This is a genomic window from Cytobacillus citreus (assembly GCF_018343665.1).
Classification (GTDB): domain Bacteria; phylum Bacillota; class Bacilli; order Bacillales; family Cytobacillaceae; genus Cytobacillus; species Cytobacillus citreus.
This window is the reverse complement of the sequence record NZ_JAGYPM010000003.1, coordinates 277,497-291,597: the sequence shown is the minus strand read 5'-3', so window position 1 is coordinate 291,597 and position 14,101 is coordinate 277,497. Positions and strand designations below refer to the sequence as shown.

The following is a 14,101-nucleotide window of genomic DNA, read 5'->3' as shown; positions in this document are numbered from 1 at the left end:
TTTGCTTTTTCGATTATCCAATTATTGGTCATCATGAAGTAAATATATGTAACTCATACTACTTATACAAGTAAATCAATGTGTGGGAAGTGAATGAAATGGAACAAACGGTATATATTCGGTTGCGACATCGTTTGCAAGTTCGTCCGTACGAATCCATTTTACTAAAGGACATTGCGCAAATTATTGCTGGTGAAAATATTTATGAACAAATAAGAAATTTAAAGATTTATGAGGTAAGTGAAAAGGATCAAAATATGATTGTTATCGATGTAATGAAGGTGATCAAATCAATAAATAGTATTATTCCAGAAGCTGATATTCAAACAATTGGTCCCGCGCAGGTAATTATCGAGGTTGTTTTCAAAAAACGGAAGGTATCATTGCCTCTATTTATTTTAGTCTGGCTATTATTATTTTTTGGTGCGGCCCTTACGATAATGAATTTTCATGAGGACGTAAGCATGCAGGAAGTTCAACAGCGAATTTATACAATTATGACTGGTGAGGTTGATTCGAAACCATTAATTTTCCAAATACCATACTCTTTTGGTTTAGGATTGGGAATGATCCTTTTTTTTAATCATTTATTTAAAAAGCGCATTAATGAGGAACCGAGCCCTTTAGAAGTAGAAATTTTTAATTATCAAATGGATCTTGATAACTATATTGCTTTTAATGAAAACAAAGAAAGTATGAAGAATTTTGACGACCATTAATATTGTCTTAGTCATATTTATCGGCCTAGCTGGCGGACTAGCTGTCGGCTCGGGTTTCGTTGCATTTTTAACCGTGTTAGGCATTATTCCCAGACTCATGCAGTTGACCAAAACAATGAAAATGATCCGTTTTTATGAATGGGCAGTTATTATGGGTGCGGTCCTTGGAGGTATGTGTACTTTATGGAATCCAATCTTCGTTTTCACACCTTCTTTATTAATTCCTATTGGTTTAGCGGCAGGGGTGTTTGTTGGAATGCTGGCTGCAGCATTAACTGAAGTACTGAATGTACTTCCGATACTAGCGAAAAGGATCGGAATTGATGGACAGATTGTGATTTTATTAATGGCTATTGTATTTGGGAAAATTTTTGGCTCCCTTTATCAATGGATGTATTTTGTGAATAAATAACAAACCAACTTAATAGGAAAGGGATAAAAACATGGATGATAGGAGGAGAGTTATTTTAATAACCGATGGGGATGATTATGCAAGAAGATCCGTGGAATTTATTGCAAAAGAGGTAGGGGGCAGGTGCATCACGTCATCGCACGGGAATCCTTCAGCTTTGGATGGACCAGTGCTTGTTAAACTAATTAAAAAAGCTCCTCATGATCCTGTTTTTGTTATGTTTGACGACAGTGGATTTGTTGGAGAAGGTGCAGGAGAAAAGGCTTTAAAATATGTTGCAAGTCATAAAGATATTGAGGTCTTAGGAATTATTGCTGTCGCAGCAAAAACAAGGCAGGCAGAATGGACTAGGGTAAATATTTCTATCGATCGTGATGGTGTATTAACTCCTTACGGGGTAGATAAGTATGGTTTGCCTGAAATGGATATGGGGAGGGTTTATGGAGATACTGTTTATTGTTTAGATGAGCTTAATGTTCCAATCATTGTTGGAATTGGAGATATTGGAAAAATGGCTAAGAAAGATCATTATGAAAATGGTTCGCCAATTACAAGAAAAGCAGTAGATCTTATTTTGGAAAGGAGCGGATTTCGTGACAGAGAACAAAATGAAAAATAAAATGCCTATTCCAGAATCAGTAGATAAAATAGAAAAATATATGAAAGAGAAAATTGGGCTTGGGAAAAGCTTCGATTTAGGTGTAAGAAAGTTAAAAATTCTTCGTAAAAATGTTCAAATTTATTATGTTAACGGGTTAACAGATTCTCGAATAATCGTTGAACTGATTGAAGAGCTTGTTGCAATAAACGATCACGAGAAGTTATCAAGCAATCTCTTTGAGATCATTGAAAATAGACTTGTTCATCCATCCATTGTACCAATAAAAACAATGGATGAACTCGTGGATCAAGTATTGTCCGGACTTATCGTTGTAGTAATAGATGGAGAATGCGTCGGCTTTGTTGTTGATGTTCGCAGCTATCCAGGCAGAACACCGACGGAACCAGATACGGAAAGGGTTGTACGCGGCTCACGGGATGGGTTTGTTGAGAATATCATTGTTAATACTGCTTTAACGAGAAGGCGAATTCGGGATGAACGACTCCGCTTTGAAATCACTCGTGTCGGTGAAAGGTCTAAAACAGATATTGCGATTGGCTATATTAAGGATATTGCAAATCCTGATTTAGTTGAAATTGTCAGAAAAGAAATTAATTCAATTGATATTGATGGAATTACAATGGCGGACAAAACGGTTGAAGAATTTATTTTTAAGCAAGGATTTAATCCTTTTCCACAAGTTCGTTACACAGAGCGTGCTGACGTGGCATCTGCACATTTACTAGATGGACATGTTCTTATTTATGTTGATACATCGCCGAGTGTTATGATTACACCAACTTCATATTTCTACCACTTGCAGCATGCAGAGGAATTTAGACAATCACCAGCAGTAGGGACTTTTGTACGGTGGATTCGTTTTCTTGGAGTCATTGCATCACTCTTCCTACTGCCGCTATGGTTTCTGTTTGTAATAGAGCCGTCTTTATTACCTGAAAAGCTTTCATTTATTGGCCCTAATGAAGAAAATAATATTCCGATAATCCTTCAAATATTCCTTGCCGATTTAGGTGTCGAATTTTTCCGTATGGCAGCTATTCATACTCCTACACCTTTATCAACAGCGATGGGTTTAATTGCTGCAGTATTAATTGGACAAATTGCAATTGATGTTGGCTTATTCACACCCGAAGTAATCCTATATGTTGCTTTATCAGCTATTGGAAATTATACTACGCCAAGCTATGAATTAAGCATCGCAAATAAAATTGTGCGTCTCATCTTTTTGGCAATTGTTGCTATATTTCATGCACCTGGATTTATAATCGGGGGGACATTCTTTATTATCTGGCTAGCTAATAATAAACCACTCAATATTCCTTATTTATGGCCATTTATCCCATTTCATCCTATAGCTTTATGGAATGTATTGGTAAGGACGTCTGTACCAGGATCAGTAGTTCGTCCAAGTATTGTTCATACGCATAACCGATATAAGCAATCAGTAAAATAAATACGAATTACTCAGATTTCACTATAGTAATTGCGATTCAATTCAATTTATGATAAAGTATTTTTAATATTTTTAAATTAGTTCAATAATTGTAAAATTAAATAATTGAAGATGCGAAATAATAGAATAGACAGATTCCTTGTGAAATCTGTCTATTTTTGGCTAGTAAGGTTAAAGCATATTAACGTGATAAAGAAAATATGAGATATCGTTTAAGTCTCTGCAAAGGAGATCACATAAGAAAAACGAAGCATTTGCTAGTATGACTTAGCGAACGACAAGTTTTTCTATATAAGTTTAGATAGGGAAGAGGGGGAACTATGTATTTTCACGGAACTTCGAAAGTGAATGCGAAAGGACATCTTGAGATTGGTGGTATTGATACAGTTGAACTGGCCAATGAGTTCGGCACACCCTTATATGTATATGATGTTTCTTTGATACGGGAAAGAGCTAGAGGATTTAAACAAACATTTGAAAACTTAAACATACCAGCACAGGTGGCTTATGCAAGCAAAGCATTTTCAACGATTGCAATGGTTCAACTAGCAGATGAGGAAGGTCTTTCTCTGGATGTCGTATCAGGCGGTGAATTATACACAGCTTTAGCAGCTGGATTCCCACAAGAGCGAATCCATTTTCATGGAAACAATAAAAGTAAAGAAGAGCTTGAAATGGCATTAAAGAACGAAATAGGCTGCATTGTTGTTGATAATTTTTATGAACTGGAATTGCTTAATTCCATTTGTGAATCTATGAGAGTGAATACGAAAATCCTATTACGAGTTACACCTGGAATCGAAGCCCATACCCATGACTATATTTTAACTGGACAAGCTGATTCAAAATTTGGTTTTGATCTGCAAAATGGGCAAGCAGAAGAAGCATTGGCAAAGGCTCTTCAATTAGAAAGAATTGAAGTACTTGGGCTTCATTGCCATATTGGATCACAAATATTTGAAACGACTGGCTTTATTTTAGCAGCAAAGAAATTATTCGAAAAACTTCATGACTGGAAAGAGGCATTTGCCTTTGAATCGAAGGTATTAAATTTAGGTGGCGGATTTGGTATTAGATATACAGCCGAAGATCAGCCCCTCCCTGCTGCTCAATATGTTGCGGAAATTATTGAAGAAGTTAAGAAGCAAGCATCCCATTATTCAATGAAAATGCCTGAGATTTGGATTGAGCCAGGACGTTCACTAGTAGGAGATGCTGGAACAACTCTTTACAAAATTGGTTCAAGAAAAGAAGTACCGAATATAAGAAATTATGTGGCAGTTGACGGAGGTATGAATGATAATATAAGACCTGCACTTTATCAAGCCAAATATGAAGCTGTAATTGCAAATTGTCCTCTTGAGAAATCTAGTGAAACAGTTTCAATTGCAGGAAAATGCTGTGAATCTGGCGATATGCTCATTTGGGATCTCCCGCTTCCAAAGTCACATAGCAATGATCTTTTAGCAGTTTTCTGTACAGGTGCATACGGCTATTCAATGGCTAATAACTATAATCGCTTGCCAAGACCTGCTGTTGTTTTTGTTGAAAATGGAGTAGCAAAGCTTGTTGTAAAACGAGAAACTTATGAGGATTTAATTCGTATGGACATGTCGATTAAAAAAAGGATAAATAATTAAGCTGCCTTTTTTAGGCAGTTTTTTTATTGTATAGGAAATAATAATTTTCGCTATCTTTTGATAACTTGAGATATAGTTTATCTACGTTCAGCTCCAGCGCCTACCTCCGACGTACAGGACGTACTAGTGTCGACAATGCGACAGGACAAGGAAAGCTACGTCAGCGACACATCGCACGACCAAAAGAGAAGCTTTTGGGAGGACGTCGCGCTTTTGTCGACCTCGAGGTCACAAGCTTGTCTAGTTACGGCTCCTAGGGACTCGCGTCATAAGCCGATCCCTTCCAGAAGACAAAGAACGTCTTCTTACAGGGCTCGTCTTATGCAGTCGTCCCTAAACAGTCGCCTTCACATTTCGATCAATCCTCTCAGAAAGGTAAAGAACACCTTTCCGTGAGGCTAGTCTTGTGCTTGTCGGAGGTGAGCACTAAGGAAAGCTTCTTTGAATATTCATCTCAGGAACAATTTGTCCTTTAATTGTTCCGAAGGCGCTTGCGTATTTGTTCAATTGTTTTTTTACCTAGGATCATGGAAATATAAATGGGTTTCGTGTAAAATAAAATTGTCCAAGTTTTTTTTAGATTTGTTTACGGGAGGGCAACTTAAGATTTATGAAGAAAAATAATTGGTTTCTTTTTGTTCTATTTTTAGTGTTTAGCATTTTGTGGGGGCTTTTTTATTGGTTTGTGATTATGCCATCAAAGTAAAAGACAATGTTAGTCTGAAGGAACAATGAGAGGCTGGATACATATATTATTAGTAAGTTTGAAATGAAGAGTTTATGGAAAAAATAGTGTTATAATGGTTGGACAGATAATAGATATTATTACAAGTTTTTGCTAATAAGATCGCATAAGAAAAACTAAGCATTCGCCGAAAAACTTGGCAAACGCAAGTTTTTCTAAGCTAAAAAGAATGATTATATTAATTAGCTTAATAAATAAAATGTGTGAAATTGATTAAGTTTCTGCTAATAAGATCGCATAAGAAAAACTAAGCATTTGCCGAAAAACCTGGCAAACGCAAGTTTTTCTAATAATGAGGGATAATATGTTAATACGATATAAGAAAGCATTTGAGAAGATTGCAATGGGCCTGTTATCATTTATGCCAAATGAAAAAGATTTAAAAATATTGCAGCAGACAATGAAGCAATATGAAAATGATGATACAAAGCAATTATTTTTATGGAAAGATGGGGACGATATAATTGGTTTAATGGGGGTTTCATTTCAGGATAGTGCTACAATGATTGAACATATTTCTGTCACCCCTTCACATAGGCATCAAGGGATTGGAAAAACAATGGTGAAAGCATTCAAAGAAATGTATCCAGCGAAAGAGCTTATACCAAACGAAAATACGAAATCATTTCTTCAAAAATGCGATTTTGAGGGATAATTTTAGATAAGGGAGCGAGTAATTTCTGTTTTTATTGTTGCTTCCTGTAAATGTCTAATTTAAAAATAGCAATCGTGATTTATCGATTGCTATTTTTATTATTTAATGCAAGTAATCGATCGTTAATGACCTGACTGCGATCTCGAAGTAAATGGCGGTGAATGATCTGTACATTTTCTAAATTACTAGCAGAACACCATTTTAGGCCGTCTTTTTGACATTTATTTATGCATTGAGAGAGTAAAGACTGATCAATAAGTGGCAAGTTATAGCTTATATATTTACTTCCTTTTGAAATATCATTATGTTTTAATCTTAAATCTTTAAGAAATTTTTCTTTATCTATGCCTAACATGGATAGTTGATTTATATTTGCATGAAAAATGCTGATAGACTTGGTCAATGTTCTTTTTGCTCCGCTGTAGTTTCCTCTCCGATGATGATAATTAGAAACTGCAAATAAAATAAAACCTACCCAGATGGATCTTTTATTACTTGGGTCTACACTTTTCCAATAATCCTCAAGCACCTCGTGACACTCAAAATAATCTCGATCACTATGGAAATGAACTAAAAATTCAATATATTCTTTTGGAAACAACCATTACACCCCCTTTTTAATATTACCATAGAAAGCCTGCTGCGAACGATGTTGATATGTTTGGATTGAGGATTTTAAAATAAAATAGGCATAATAAAAACCCGGCATAAAACCGGGCAATCTTAACGCCTTTAAAAGAGTACTCTCAGATTTACTTCATTAGAAGCACCAAGAAGCACCTACAATAATCAATAGAATAAACAATACGACAATTAAGGCAAATCCTGTGCCTCCACAACCAAAGCCACCAGACATATTTAATACCTCCTGTTTCTTCTTAATTTATTGTTCAAAATCATCTTATGTAGGCATATGTGAAATGGTATGGGCGGATTCATTATTTTCACCAATCTTAGTAAGAGTTATTTTTCTATTGGATAACGTGTATGAATAATTTATACTTAATATAGTCTTTATGTGGAAACTAATACTTAGAAATTTTGGTGAGAAAGTATGCATGAAATAAAGCATTATAATGTAAAGATTGATGCTTTTGAAGGGCCGCTCGATCTTCTCCTTCATTTGATAAATCGTCTTGAAATCGATATTTACGATATTCCCGTAGCAGAAATAACGGAGCAATATTTATTATATATCCACACAATGCAAGAGCTTCAGCTTGATATTGCGAGCGAGTATTTAGTTATGGCTGCAACTCTTCTAGCAATCAAAAGCAAAATGCTGCTACCAAAGCATGAAGAGGAATTACTGGAAAATGAATATTCCATTGAAGAAGAAGAGAATCCAATGGACGAGCTAGTTGAAAGATTAATTGAATACCGAAAATATAAAGAAGCAGCTGTTGAGTTGAAAGAATTAGAGCAGGAAAGGGGCTTAATTTTTACTAAGCCACCGAGTGACCTATCAGATTTTGCCAAAGAAATAAAGCCTGAGAAAACTGATATAAATGTAACTCTTTATGACATGTTAGGTGCGTTTCAGAAGCTTTTACGCAGGCAAAAATTGCAAAAACCTCTTACAACAAAAATTGCCCGTCAGGAAATTCCGATTGAGAAAAGAATGGATGAAATTTTAAACGATTTAAAGGAATATAAAGGAAGGAAAAGCTTTAACGACCTGTTTCCAATACCTGATAGAGAGCAAATTGTTGTTACTTTTCTTGCTGTCTTAGAGCTAATAAAACGCAAGGAAATTCATATGGAACAAGAAAGAAATTTTTCGGAAATCTTTTTAACTATTATCTAGCTTCGCACCATTGATTCAATTTGACACTAGAAGCTGAAAGGTTTCTCACTTTTCGAACAACGAAAGGGGTAGTATTACTTGGAGATCATTAATTGGAAGGGAATTGTAGAAAGTCTCTTATTCGCTGCTGGGGATGAAGGGCTTTCTCTAAAACAAATTGCCCTTGTATTGGAAATGGACGAGTCGCAGTCTGAAACTGTGCTCAGAGAGTTAATGGAGGATTATAAGACAACCGAACGTGGGATAACAATTGTCGAGATAGCTGGAACCTTTCAGCTAGCTACTAAAAAGGAAAATTCCGATTATCTAAAGAAACTTGTTGTGTCTCCTTCCAATGCCACTCTATCTCAGGCAGCACTTGAAACCCTTGCTATTATTGCCTATAAGCAGCCAATTACAAGAGCGGAAATAGAAGAAATTAGAGGTGTAAAAACGGAAAGGCCATTACATACATTAGCAGCAAAAGCATTAATTAAAGAAGTGGGCAGAGCAGAAGGGACTGGTAGGGCTTATTTATATGGGACGACCAAAGAATTTCTTGATTATTTTGGTTTAAAAAGAATAGAAGAGCTACCGTCGCTTCCCGAAAAGGTTGATGAAGAATTCCTTCAGGATGAAGCAGATTTATTCTTTGATAAGTTTAAGGAAACCTTTGATTCTTAAGTTAAGTCATTTAGTTGAAATTATTTATCGCAGATTAATTGGCTGTATGCCCGATAACGAAATGAAGTTTAGGGAATAAAAAATTCTAGGTAGGGGTTCAATAGCCTGTAAAGTCCGACGACGAACAAGGATGTCCTAGTCAGGTGAATGCCGGAGGCTAAGGAATGCTTCGTCAGAGATTCATCGCACGACCAAAAGGGATGCTTTTGGGAAGACGTGGCCTACTCATGATAAATTCAATTAACAATCAGTGGTCACGAAAACAACCACTGATTGTTAGTTGAACTTTATGATAATATAGATTTGTGCATTACTCATGTAATTTTACACACGGGGAATATGTTCTAGGAGGGGCTTACATGCTTATTAAACAGTGTAAAGGCTATGAACTCGAAAAGGAAAAATCTAATACATCTGAGGATTTTTTTAACAGAAGTGAAATAACTTTTGAAGAAGATGGACAAGAAAAAACATTGCATGTATTGTATGTCCGTTATTTTGAAGAATTAGTTAATGAGTTTACTCCATTCGAATCGAATCCAATTTTTAAAGCAGGTTCAGCAGATGTAGAACTAAAAGATATTGTTGCACTTGTTTGTTTATTGAAAAATCCAGGATTTCGCCATCGGAGAAGAGTCTATATCAATTCCAAAATCGAATTTGCATCATATTTTCAAGATATAGATTTTTCAAAACTACCAGCAATATTTGAATCATTAAATAGCCAAAATAGCTATAATCTGCGTTCGCCATTAGAATATATTGTTCAACCGCAATAATAACTGTCTTAAAGAGCAGCCTTCGAGCTGCTCTTATTAAGTCTAGCCAATCCTTTCCAGAAGTTAAAGAAGTGGATTTTACAAATGGGAAAGAGAAAGACTAATCCCTCAGACAAGATAAAGGAAGACCAATTTATATGTCCAAAAAAGTGTACCGTTTAATCATTAAGCAATTTTGATTATTTAAGTGAAGAGCAACGAAGCAAAATATTGTTTGCTAGTTGTTCTGGATCTTCGCTTTCAATTACTACCTTGTCAAATTCATTTTCTTTCAAACTTAGAATTATTACTTTACTGTCTTCATGATAGGTTAAGAAATGTTTTTTTCCATCAATAAGGAAAATCCCAGCTTTATAATCCAATGTAGTAATGCCTGTTCTTTTTATAGCTGTCAAGGGAAACTTGAAATTACCCGTCTGTACGTCAACGACTGAATTATAAGGAATCTTTATCCTCCGTCTTAAATTAGTTACCGCTGTCCAGCCTGAAATATCCAATATTAATTCGCTATTTTCCAATACAACTTGAATACTCATTTTTTATCTCCTCCTTGTTATAAATGCATGATTGGTTTATTAATAATTCTCACTTTATACAAAAGCTTCATCATGGTTGTTGGTATACATATTAAGTCACATAGAGGGCAACTCTTTTCTTTTTAAATAATATTTTGATAAAAACATGAAAAGTACATTGAGGAATAAAGTAATAGTCACTGTTGTTAAAAGATGAGGTAAAGCATTGCCGGATATCATGATGTTGACCGCATGATTCGTCAAATACGCGGGATTTAAGATTTGAAATCCAGCCCCGAGTGGAGTTGTGGCTTTCAAAAGTATTAGAACAAAAATGGATAATACAGCGACTGCCGAGGATCTAGATAGTAACGCACCCAACATAAGTGCAAAAGTTAATATGAACAGACACCAAATGTAATAAACACCAAGCCCTGCAGCGACTCTAGCTAATGACACAGCCTTAAACAAATAGGAGGTATAAAATATTGCCATCAGAAATCCAATTGCAACTGACCCTGCGACAATAGCAGCCTGCCCAATCCACTTGCTAAGTAAATACTCTCCTAATCTTGTGTTGCGTGTCAAAATAAACGCGAGCATTCCGTTGTTTTTTTCCGATACTACGATCCCCATCATACCAATTACAATAATTATCAAGCCCAATTGGTCAAATTGATTAGTCAAGGTCGAAGCCAGAACATCTTCTGCAGTAAATTTAGGCAATGTAATCTCTATACCTTCAGGCAATCCGCCAGCAATTTGCAATATTTGAGGTAAATAATAGGACGAAAGAGGCTGAATGATTCCCAAAAACATAAATACCACAGGAAACCACAATAATTTGTAACTTCTTCTAGCTTCAAGCCACTCTTTCTTTAATAGAACAAATAGGTGGTCCATGTTTACTTCACCATCCTTAAAAAGATCTCTTCAAGGCTTTCCTGTACTAGTTCGAATTTTTGGATAGGCAGTTTCAAGCGGTAAATATTGTCTAATAGCCAAGTTCTTCCTTGTTCAATGTTTTTAACATGGACTTTTGCGATACTTCCTGTTTGTACAATAGATTCAACGATATCTTCGTTTACTAGTTGTGGAGCCCACTCGTTAACTCGAGGTGCCTGAATAATAAATACTGGTTGTTGATTTTGATTAATCACCTGATTAATGTAGCCATTGACAAGTAATTTACCTTGATTAAGGATAAGTATCTTATCACAAAGCTCTTCCGCATCGTGCAGAATATGAGTGGAAAATAGGATGGTTGATTTCTGTTTGATGAATTTTAGCAATTCCAACATGTCTCTTCTCCCTATTGGATCCAGTGCGGAAACAGGTTCATCCATAATAAGTAACTTGGGTTGATGGATAAGTGCCTGGGCGATGCCCAACCTTTGCTTCATCCCTCCTGAATAGGTTCCGATTTGCTTATTTTCCGCATTACTCAGTCCCACTAAGTCTAGTATTTCATTTATTCGTTGTTCTAAGCTTTCCTTATCTATATTTGATAGCCCCCCCATGAATACGAGCAATTCCTTTCCTGTCATCCACGAATAGAAAGTGGGATGTTGCGGCAAATATCCTATAAACTGACGCTTTTGGTCATGACACTCTCCTTCGAATAGAATTTGACCGCCAGTAGGTTTTGTTATGTCTAAAAGCATTTTAATAATAGTAGTTTTACCTGCTCCGTTTGGACCAAGAAGAGCGACACATTCGCCGTAATCGATTTGAAAGTCAATGTTTTTAATGACCTCATGATCTCCGTAATTCTTTTGAAGATGGCTTACCTGGAGTATGTTCATATTACCGTCTTCTCCTCCCTACGGTAAAATACAAAATCGGACCAAAAATACTAACAAAAACAATTATCGCGATCCAAAGCCATTTATATTCATTGCTAAGTTCCCTTTTTAACAAATCCCATAATGCAACAGAAATTAAAATTAATTGTAAAATGAGGATGGGAAGAAGAAGAGGCAGCCAATTCCCGAGTTTTTCTATTCCAATTTCATAGCCATAATGCATTTGCGGTTCCTCCTTATTCTCGTGATTTTTGTGGAATGAACATGCCTGCAAATATTCGAGTGGTTCGTTCAGGTGTCAGCTTGTTATTTATCACTTTTTCAATAGATTTATTAATTGACTGGACGAGCTCCTGAAATTCCCCGTCTGTTAGATGAATAGGTGTATACCAATAAGCAAATCCTTCTTCTTCATACTGTTTTGGTGAAGTCTCCGTCAGATAAGTTGTCGCTAACTGAAGCAAATTACCGTGAAATACTGAAAAATGACGTATATGATCTTCCTGTGAAGTAGCTTCTATTTCACTTTCAGGTACCTGTAAGTTCTCTTTCTTGACTGAAAACACTCGTTCTTCCGTTCCTTTTACTTTTTTCGTATCGATTATCTCAATAAGATCTGCATTTATTAAAAGATTAATATGACGATATAAAGTAGCTTGAGGAACATCGCCAAGAACATCTAAAAGTTGCGCAATTGTCAGCGGTTTCCCTAGTAGCAATTGTTGCACAATTCTCATTCGAATTGGATGAAGGAGCAGATCAGCTTTCCTTGTCATTTAAATCCCTCCAAAGTCATTATCATTATATAAAATGATAATAGCATTATTTTTATAAAATGTATACAATTTATAAAAATTTTTCCAGAAGGAATGAAGAAATTTTATTCAAAATTCAGGCTGCGGCAGTTAATCGGACAGATCTAGTAACTAGAGAGGGAAGGAGTGGCCAAAAAATAAACATGTTTGTGGGAATAGCAGGAACAGTTGTCTAAGTTAATGGAGTTAGTCCTGTTTCCGTTGGTGACTGAGATGATTGTTCCGAAGGCTTTTCGTATTACTTTGTTTATGCAATATTTCAGCCAATCGGTCATACGATAGAAAGGGAAATCAGAAAGTTCATAGGAAAGAGGGTTAAGAATGAGTCGTTTGGATGAGTATATACAAGATGTAATTATGTGGAATCAAGAGATGCGAGTATTTCTTAAATCTGAGGATGTCAATCAAAATACTGAGATTTGGCGGAAAATGGACTCGTTTACCGATATAATGGAAGGAATTAATAATCCATTGAATATTGAAGATTTATCAAAAGTACAGGAACAGGTTGAAGAGCTGCACGCTGGGATAGAGAAATATTTTGCCGAAAGACAGGAGGTTGGCGGCATTTATATGCATGAACGAAGCATAGCAGTTGGTCAGCATACTCTCCCATCACTCCCATACCCATATAATGCTCTGGAACCGTATATTTCAGAGGAAATTATGAGGCTACATCACGATAAGCATCATAAATCTTATGTCGATGGGTTAAATAAAGCAGAAATAAAGCTTGATGAGGCAAGGAAAACTGGAGATTATGCACTTGTGAAGCATTGGTCACGTGAACTAGCTTTCCACGGCTCTGGTCATTACTTGCATACAATATTCTGGAGTAATATGAAGCCAAAGGGTGGCGGGAAACCTTCCGGGAGACTACTAAAAGAAATAGAAACATATTTTGGCAGTTTTGAAGCCTTTAAGAAGCATTTTAGCGAAGCTGCCAAGCAAGTTGAAGGTGTTGGATGGGCTATACTTGTTTGGTCACCAAGGTCAAGTCATCTTGAAATTCTACAATCAGAGAAGCATATGAATTTAACACAATGGGATACAATCCCATTACTTGTTTTAGATGTCTGGGAACATGCTTATTATCTTCAGTACAAAAATAATCGTGGAGACTACGTCAATAATTGGTGGAATCTTGTTAATTGGAAAAATGTAGAGGAGCGCTTTCAAAAAGCTTCTGAGCTTAAATGGAAGCCATATTAATACATTCATAGAGGCTAACTGAGAGTAAGGTGATTTATTTCTTAAAGGTTCGCCTCTTTATATGTTGCTACCATTGATTTTTTTCTTTAAAGACCCATTCAAAATAGCTTTTTTGTCATAACCATACTTGTCCTGCATAAAATTGTACAAACCAAACAGAAAAGCGGAGGCGGCTTGCTCAGGGGCGACCAGCTTAAGACGGGCCGGCAGAAAGGTTGCTCTTTAACCATTTTGTCGGAACGGCTTAAGACCTCGAGCC

Annotated in this window: 17 protein-coding genes; 10 read left to right on the top strand and 7 right to left on the bottom strand. The window is 36.0% G+C overall.

The features are described 5' to 3' along the window. Positions 1–98 precede the first annotated feature (98 nt). The 6 genes from KHA94_RS13005 to KHA94_RS12980 all read left to right on the top strand — a co-directional run bounded on the left by KHA94_RS13005 (position 99) and on the right by KHA94_RS12980 (position 6,246). Positions 99–719: a stage V sporulation protein AA gene (locus tag KHA94_RS13005; protein ID WP_213102563.1), complete on the top strand. Its 621-nt coding sequence runs from the start codon at positions 99–101 to the stop codon at positions 717–719. Next, positions 706–1,131 carry a stage V sporulation protein AB gene (locus tag KHA94_RS13000; protein WP_213102562.1) on the top strand — a complete coding sequence of 142 codons (426 nt, stop codon included), beginning with the start codon at positions 706–708 and terminating at the stop codon, positions 1,129–1,131. The genes KHA94_RS13005 and KHA94_RS13000 overlap by 14 nt, the downstream gene beginning before the upstream one ends. 31 nt (positions 1,132–1,162) lie before the next feature. After that, entirely contained in the window at positions 1,163–1,750 is a 588-nt protein-coding gene (gene spoVAEA / locus KHA94_RS12995; RefSeq protein ID WP_213102561.1) for a stage V sporulation protein SpoVABEA, read from the top strand. Next, positions 1,740–3,206, top strand: a complete 1,467-nt coding sequence (locus KHA94_RS12990) for a spore germination protein (RefSeq protein ID WP_213103239.1) — start codon at positions 1,740–1,742, stop codon at positions 3,204–3,206. The genes spoVAEA and KHA94_RS12990 overlap by 11 nt, the downstream gene beginning before the upstream one ends. Positions 3,207–3,526: 320 nt before the next feature. Next, a complete protein-coding gene (gene lysA, locus KHA94_RS12985; RefSeq protein ID WP_213102560.1) occupies positions 3,527–4,846 on the top strand; it encodes a diaminopimelate decarboxylase in 1,320 nt (439 codons plus the stop codon). A 1,049-nt stretch (positions 4,847–5,895) separates the two neighbouring features. After that, on the top strand, positions 5,896–6,246 hold the full coding sequence (locus tag KHA94_RS12980) for a GNAT family N-acetyltransferase (protein WP_213102559.1): 351 nt from the start codon (positions 5,896–5,898) through the stop codon (positions 6,244–6,246). Positions 6,247–6,325: 79 nt separating this feature from the next. Here KHA94_RS12980 and KHA94_RS12975 read toward each other — a convergent pair whose 3' ends face one another. After that, the gene (locus KHA94_RS12975) at positions 6,326–6,847 is read right to left on the bottom strand and encodes a DUF309 domain-containing protein (protein ID WP_213102558.1); all 522 of its coding nucleotides are present in this window, start codon (positions 6,845–6,847) and stop codon (positions 6,326–6,328) included. Between the two features lie 159 nt (positions 6,848–7,006). Beyond that, positions 7,007–7,102 carry a YjcZ family sporulation protein gene (locus KHA94_RS12970; protein ID WP_213102557.1) on the bottom strand — a complete coding sequence of 32 codons (96 nt, stop codon included), beginning with the start codon at positions 7,100–7,102 and terminating at the stop codon, positions 7,007–7,009. Between the two features lie 198 nt (positions 7,103–7,300). Between KHA94_RS12970 and KHA94_RS12965 the strand changes: the two genes are divergently transcribed. The 3 genes from KHA94_RS12965 to KHA94_RS12955 all read left to right on the top strand — a co-directional run bounded on the left by KHA94_RS12965 (position 7,301) and on the right by KHA94_RS12955 (position 9,495). After that, a complete protein-coding gene (locus KHA94_RS12965; RefSeq protein WP_213102556.1) occupies positions 7,301–8,053 on the top strand; it encodes a segregation/condensation protein A in 753 nt (250 codons plus the stop codon). A 78-nt stretch (positions 8,054–8,131) separates the two neighbouring features. After that, positions 8,132–8,716, top strand: a complete 585-nt coding sequence (scpB, locus tag KHA94_RS12960) for an SMC-Scp complex subunit ScpB (protein WP_213102555.1) — start codon at positions 8,132–8,134, stop codon at positions 8,714–8,716. 359 nt (positions 8,717–9,075) lie between these two features. Then, complete coding sequence (locus tag KHA94_RS12955; protein WP_213102554.1) at positions 9,076–9,495, top strand: hypothetical protein; 420 nt, start codon at positions 9,076–9,078, stop codon at positions 9,493–9,495. A gap of 179 nt (positions 9,496–9,674) precedes the next feature. On the opposite strand, the gene KHA94_RS12950 is transcribed toward KHA94_RS12955, so the two are convergent. The 5 genes from KHA94_RS12950 to KHA94_RS12930 all read right to left on the bottom strand — a co-directional run bounded on the left by KHA94_RS12950 (position 9,675) and on the right by KHA94_RS12930 (position 12,591). After that, the gene (locus KHA94_RS12950; protein ID WP_213102553.1) at positions 9,675–10,031 is read right to left on the bottom strand and encodes a PH domain-containing protein; all 357 of its coding nucleotides are present in this window, start codon (positions 10,029–10,031) and stop codon (positions 9,675–9,677) included. Positions 10,032–10,127: 96 nt separating this feature from the next. Next, positions 10,128–10,913 (bottom strand): ABC transporter permease, encoded by a 786-nt coding sequence (locus KHA94_RS12945; protein ID WP_213102552.1) that lies wholly within the window; start codon positions 10,911–10,913, stop codon positions 10,128–10,130. Positions 10,914–10,915: 2 nt separating this feature from the next. Then, the gene (locus tag KHA94_RS12940) at positions 10,916–11,815 is read right to left on the bottom strand and encodes an ABC transporter ATP-binding protein (protein WP_213102551.1); all 900 of its coding nucleotides are present in this window, start codon (positions 11,813–11,815) and stop codon (positions 10,916–10,918) included. Between the two features lies 1 nt (position 11,816). Then, on the bottom strand, positions 11,817–12,038 hold the full coding sequence (locus KHA94_RS12935) for a PLD nuclease N-terminal domain-containing protein (RefSeq protein ID WP_213102550.1): 222 nt from the start codon (positions 12,036–12,038) through the stop codon (positions 11,817–11,819). Positions 12,039–12,051: 13 nt separating this feature from the next. After that, positions 12,052–12,591: a helix-turn-helix domain-containing protein gene (locus KHA94_RS12930; RefSeq protein ID WP_213102549.1), complete on the bottom strand. Its 540-nt coding sequence runs from the start codon at positions 12,589–12,591 to the stop codon at positions 12,052–12,054. Between the two features lie 360 nt (positions 12,592–12,951). On the opposite strand from KHA94_RS12930, the gene KHA94_RS12925 reads away from it, so the two are divergent. After that, on the top strand, positions 12,952–13,842 hold the full coding sequence (locus KHA94_RS12925) for a superoxide dismutase (RefSeq protein WP_213102548.1): 891 nt from the start codon (positions 12,952–12,954) through the stop codon (positions 13,840–13,842). Positions 13,843–14,101 lie beyond the last annotated feature (259 nt).

What these genes read in the sequence shown, in the direction of transcription:
- KHA94_RS13005 (WP_213102563.1), top strand. Translation starts at nt 99, where the DNA reads ATGGAACAAACGGTATATATTCGGTTGCGACATCGTTTGCAAGTTCGT.
- spoVAEA (WP_213102561.1), top strand. Translation starts at nt 1,163, where the DNA reads ATGGATGATAGGAGGAGAGTTATTTTAATAACCGATGGGGATGATTAT.
- KHA94_RS12990 (WP_213103239.1), top strand. Translation starts at nt 1,740, where the DNA reads ATGAAAAATAAAATGCCTATTCCAGAATCAGTAGATAAAATAGAAAAA.
- lysA (WP_213102560.1), top strand. Translation starts at nt 3,527, where the DNA reads ATGTATTTTCACGGAACTTCGAAAGTGAATGCGAAAGGACATCTTGAG.
- KHA94_RS12980 (WP_213102559.1), top strand. Translation starts at nt 5,896, where the DNA reads ATGTTAATACGATATAAGAAAGCATTTGAGAAGATTGCAATGGGCCTG.
- KHA94_RS12970 (WP_213102557.1), bottom strand. Translation starts at nt 7,102, where the DNA reads ATGTCTGGTGGCTTTGGTTGTGGAGGCACAGGATTTGCCTTAATTGTC.
- KHA94_RS12965 (WP_213102556.1), top strand. Translation starts at nt 7,301, where the DNA reads ATGCATGAAATAAAGCATTATAATGTAAAGATTGATGCTTTTGAAGGG.
- KHA94_RS12955 (WP_213102554.1), top strand. Translation starts at nt 9,076, where the DNA reads ATGCTTATTAAACAGTGTAAAGGCTATGAACTCGAAAAGGAAAAATCT.
- KHA94_RS12950 (WP_213102553.1), bottom strand. Translation starts at nt 10,031, where the DNA reads ATGAGTATTCAAGTTGTATTGGAAAATAGCGAATTAATATTGGATATT.
- KHA94_RS12945 (WP_213102552.1), bottom strand. Translation starts at nt 10,913, where the DNA reads ATGGACCACCTATTTGTTCTATTAAAGAAAGAGTGGCTTGAAGCTAGA.
- KHA94_RS12940 (WP_213102551.1), bottom strand. Translation starts at nt 11,815, where the DNA reads ATGAACATACTCCAGGTAAGCCATCTTCAAAAGAATTACGGAGATCAT.
- KHA94_RS12935 (WP_213102550.1), bottom strand. Translation starts at nt 12,038, where the DNA reads ATGCATTATGGCTATGAAATTGGAATAGAAAAACTCGGGAATTGGCTG.
- KHA94_RS12930 (WP_213102549.1), bottom strand. Translation starts at nt 12,591, where the DNA reads ATGACAAGGAAAGCTGATCTGCTCCTTCATCCAATTCGAATGAGAATT.
- KHA94_RS12925 (WP_213102548.1), top strand. Translation starts at nt 12,952, where the DNA reads ATGAGTCGTTTGGATGAGTATATACAAGATGTAATTATGTGGAATCAA.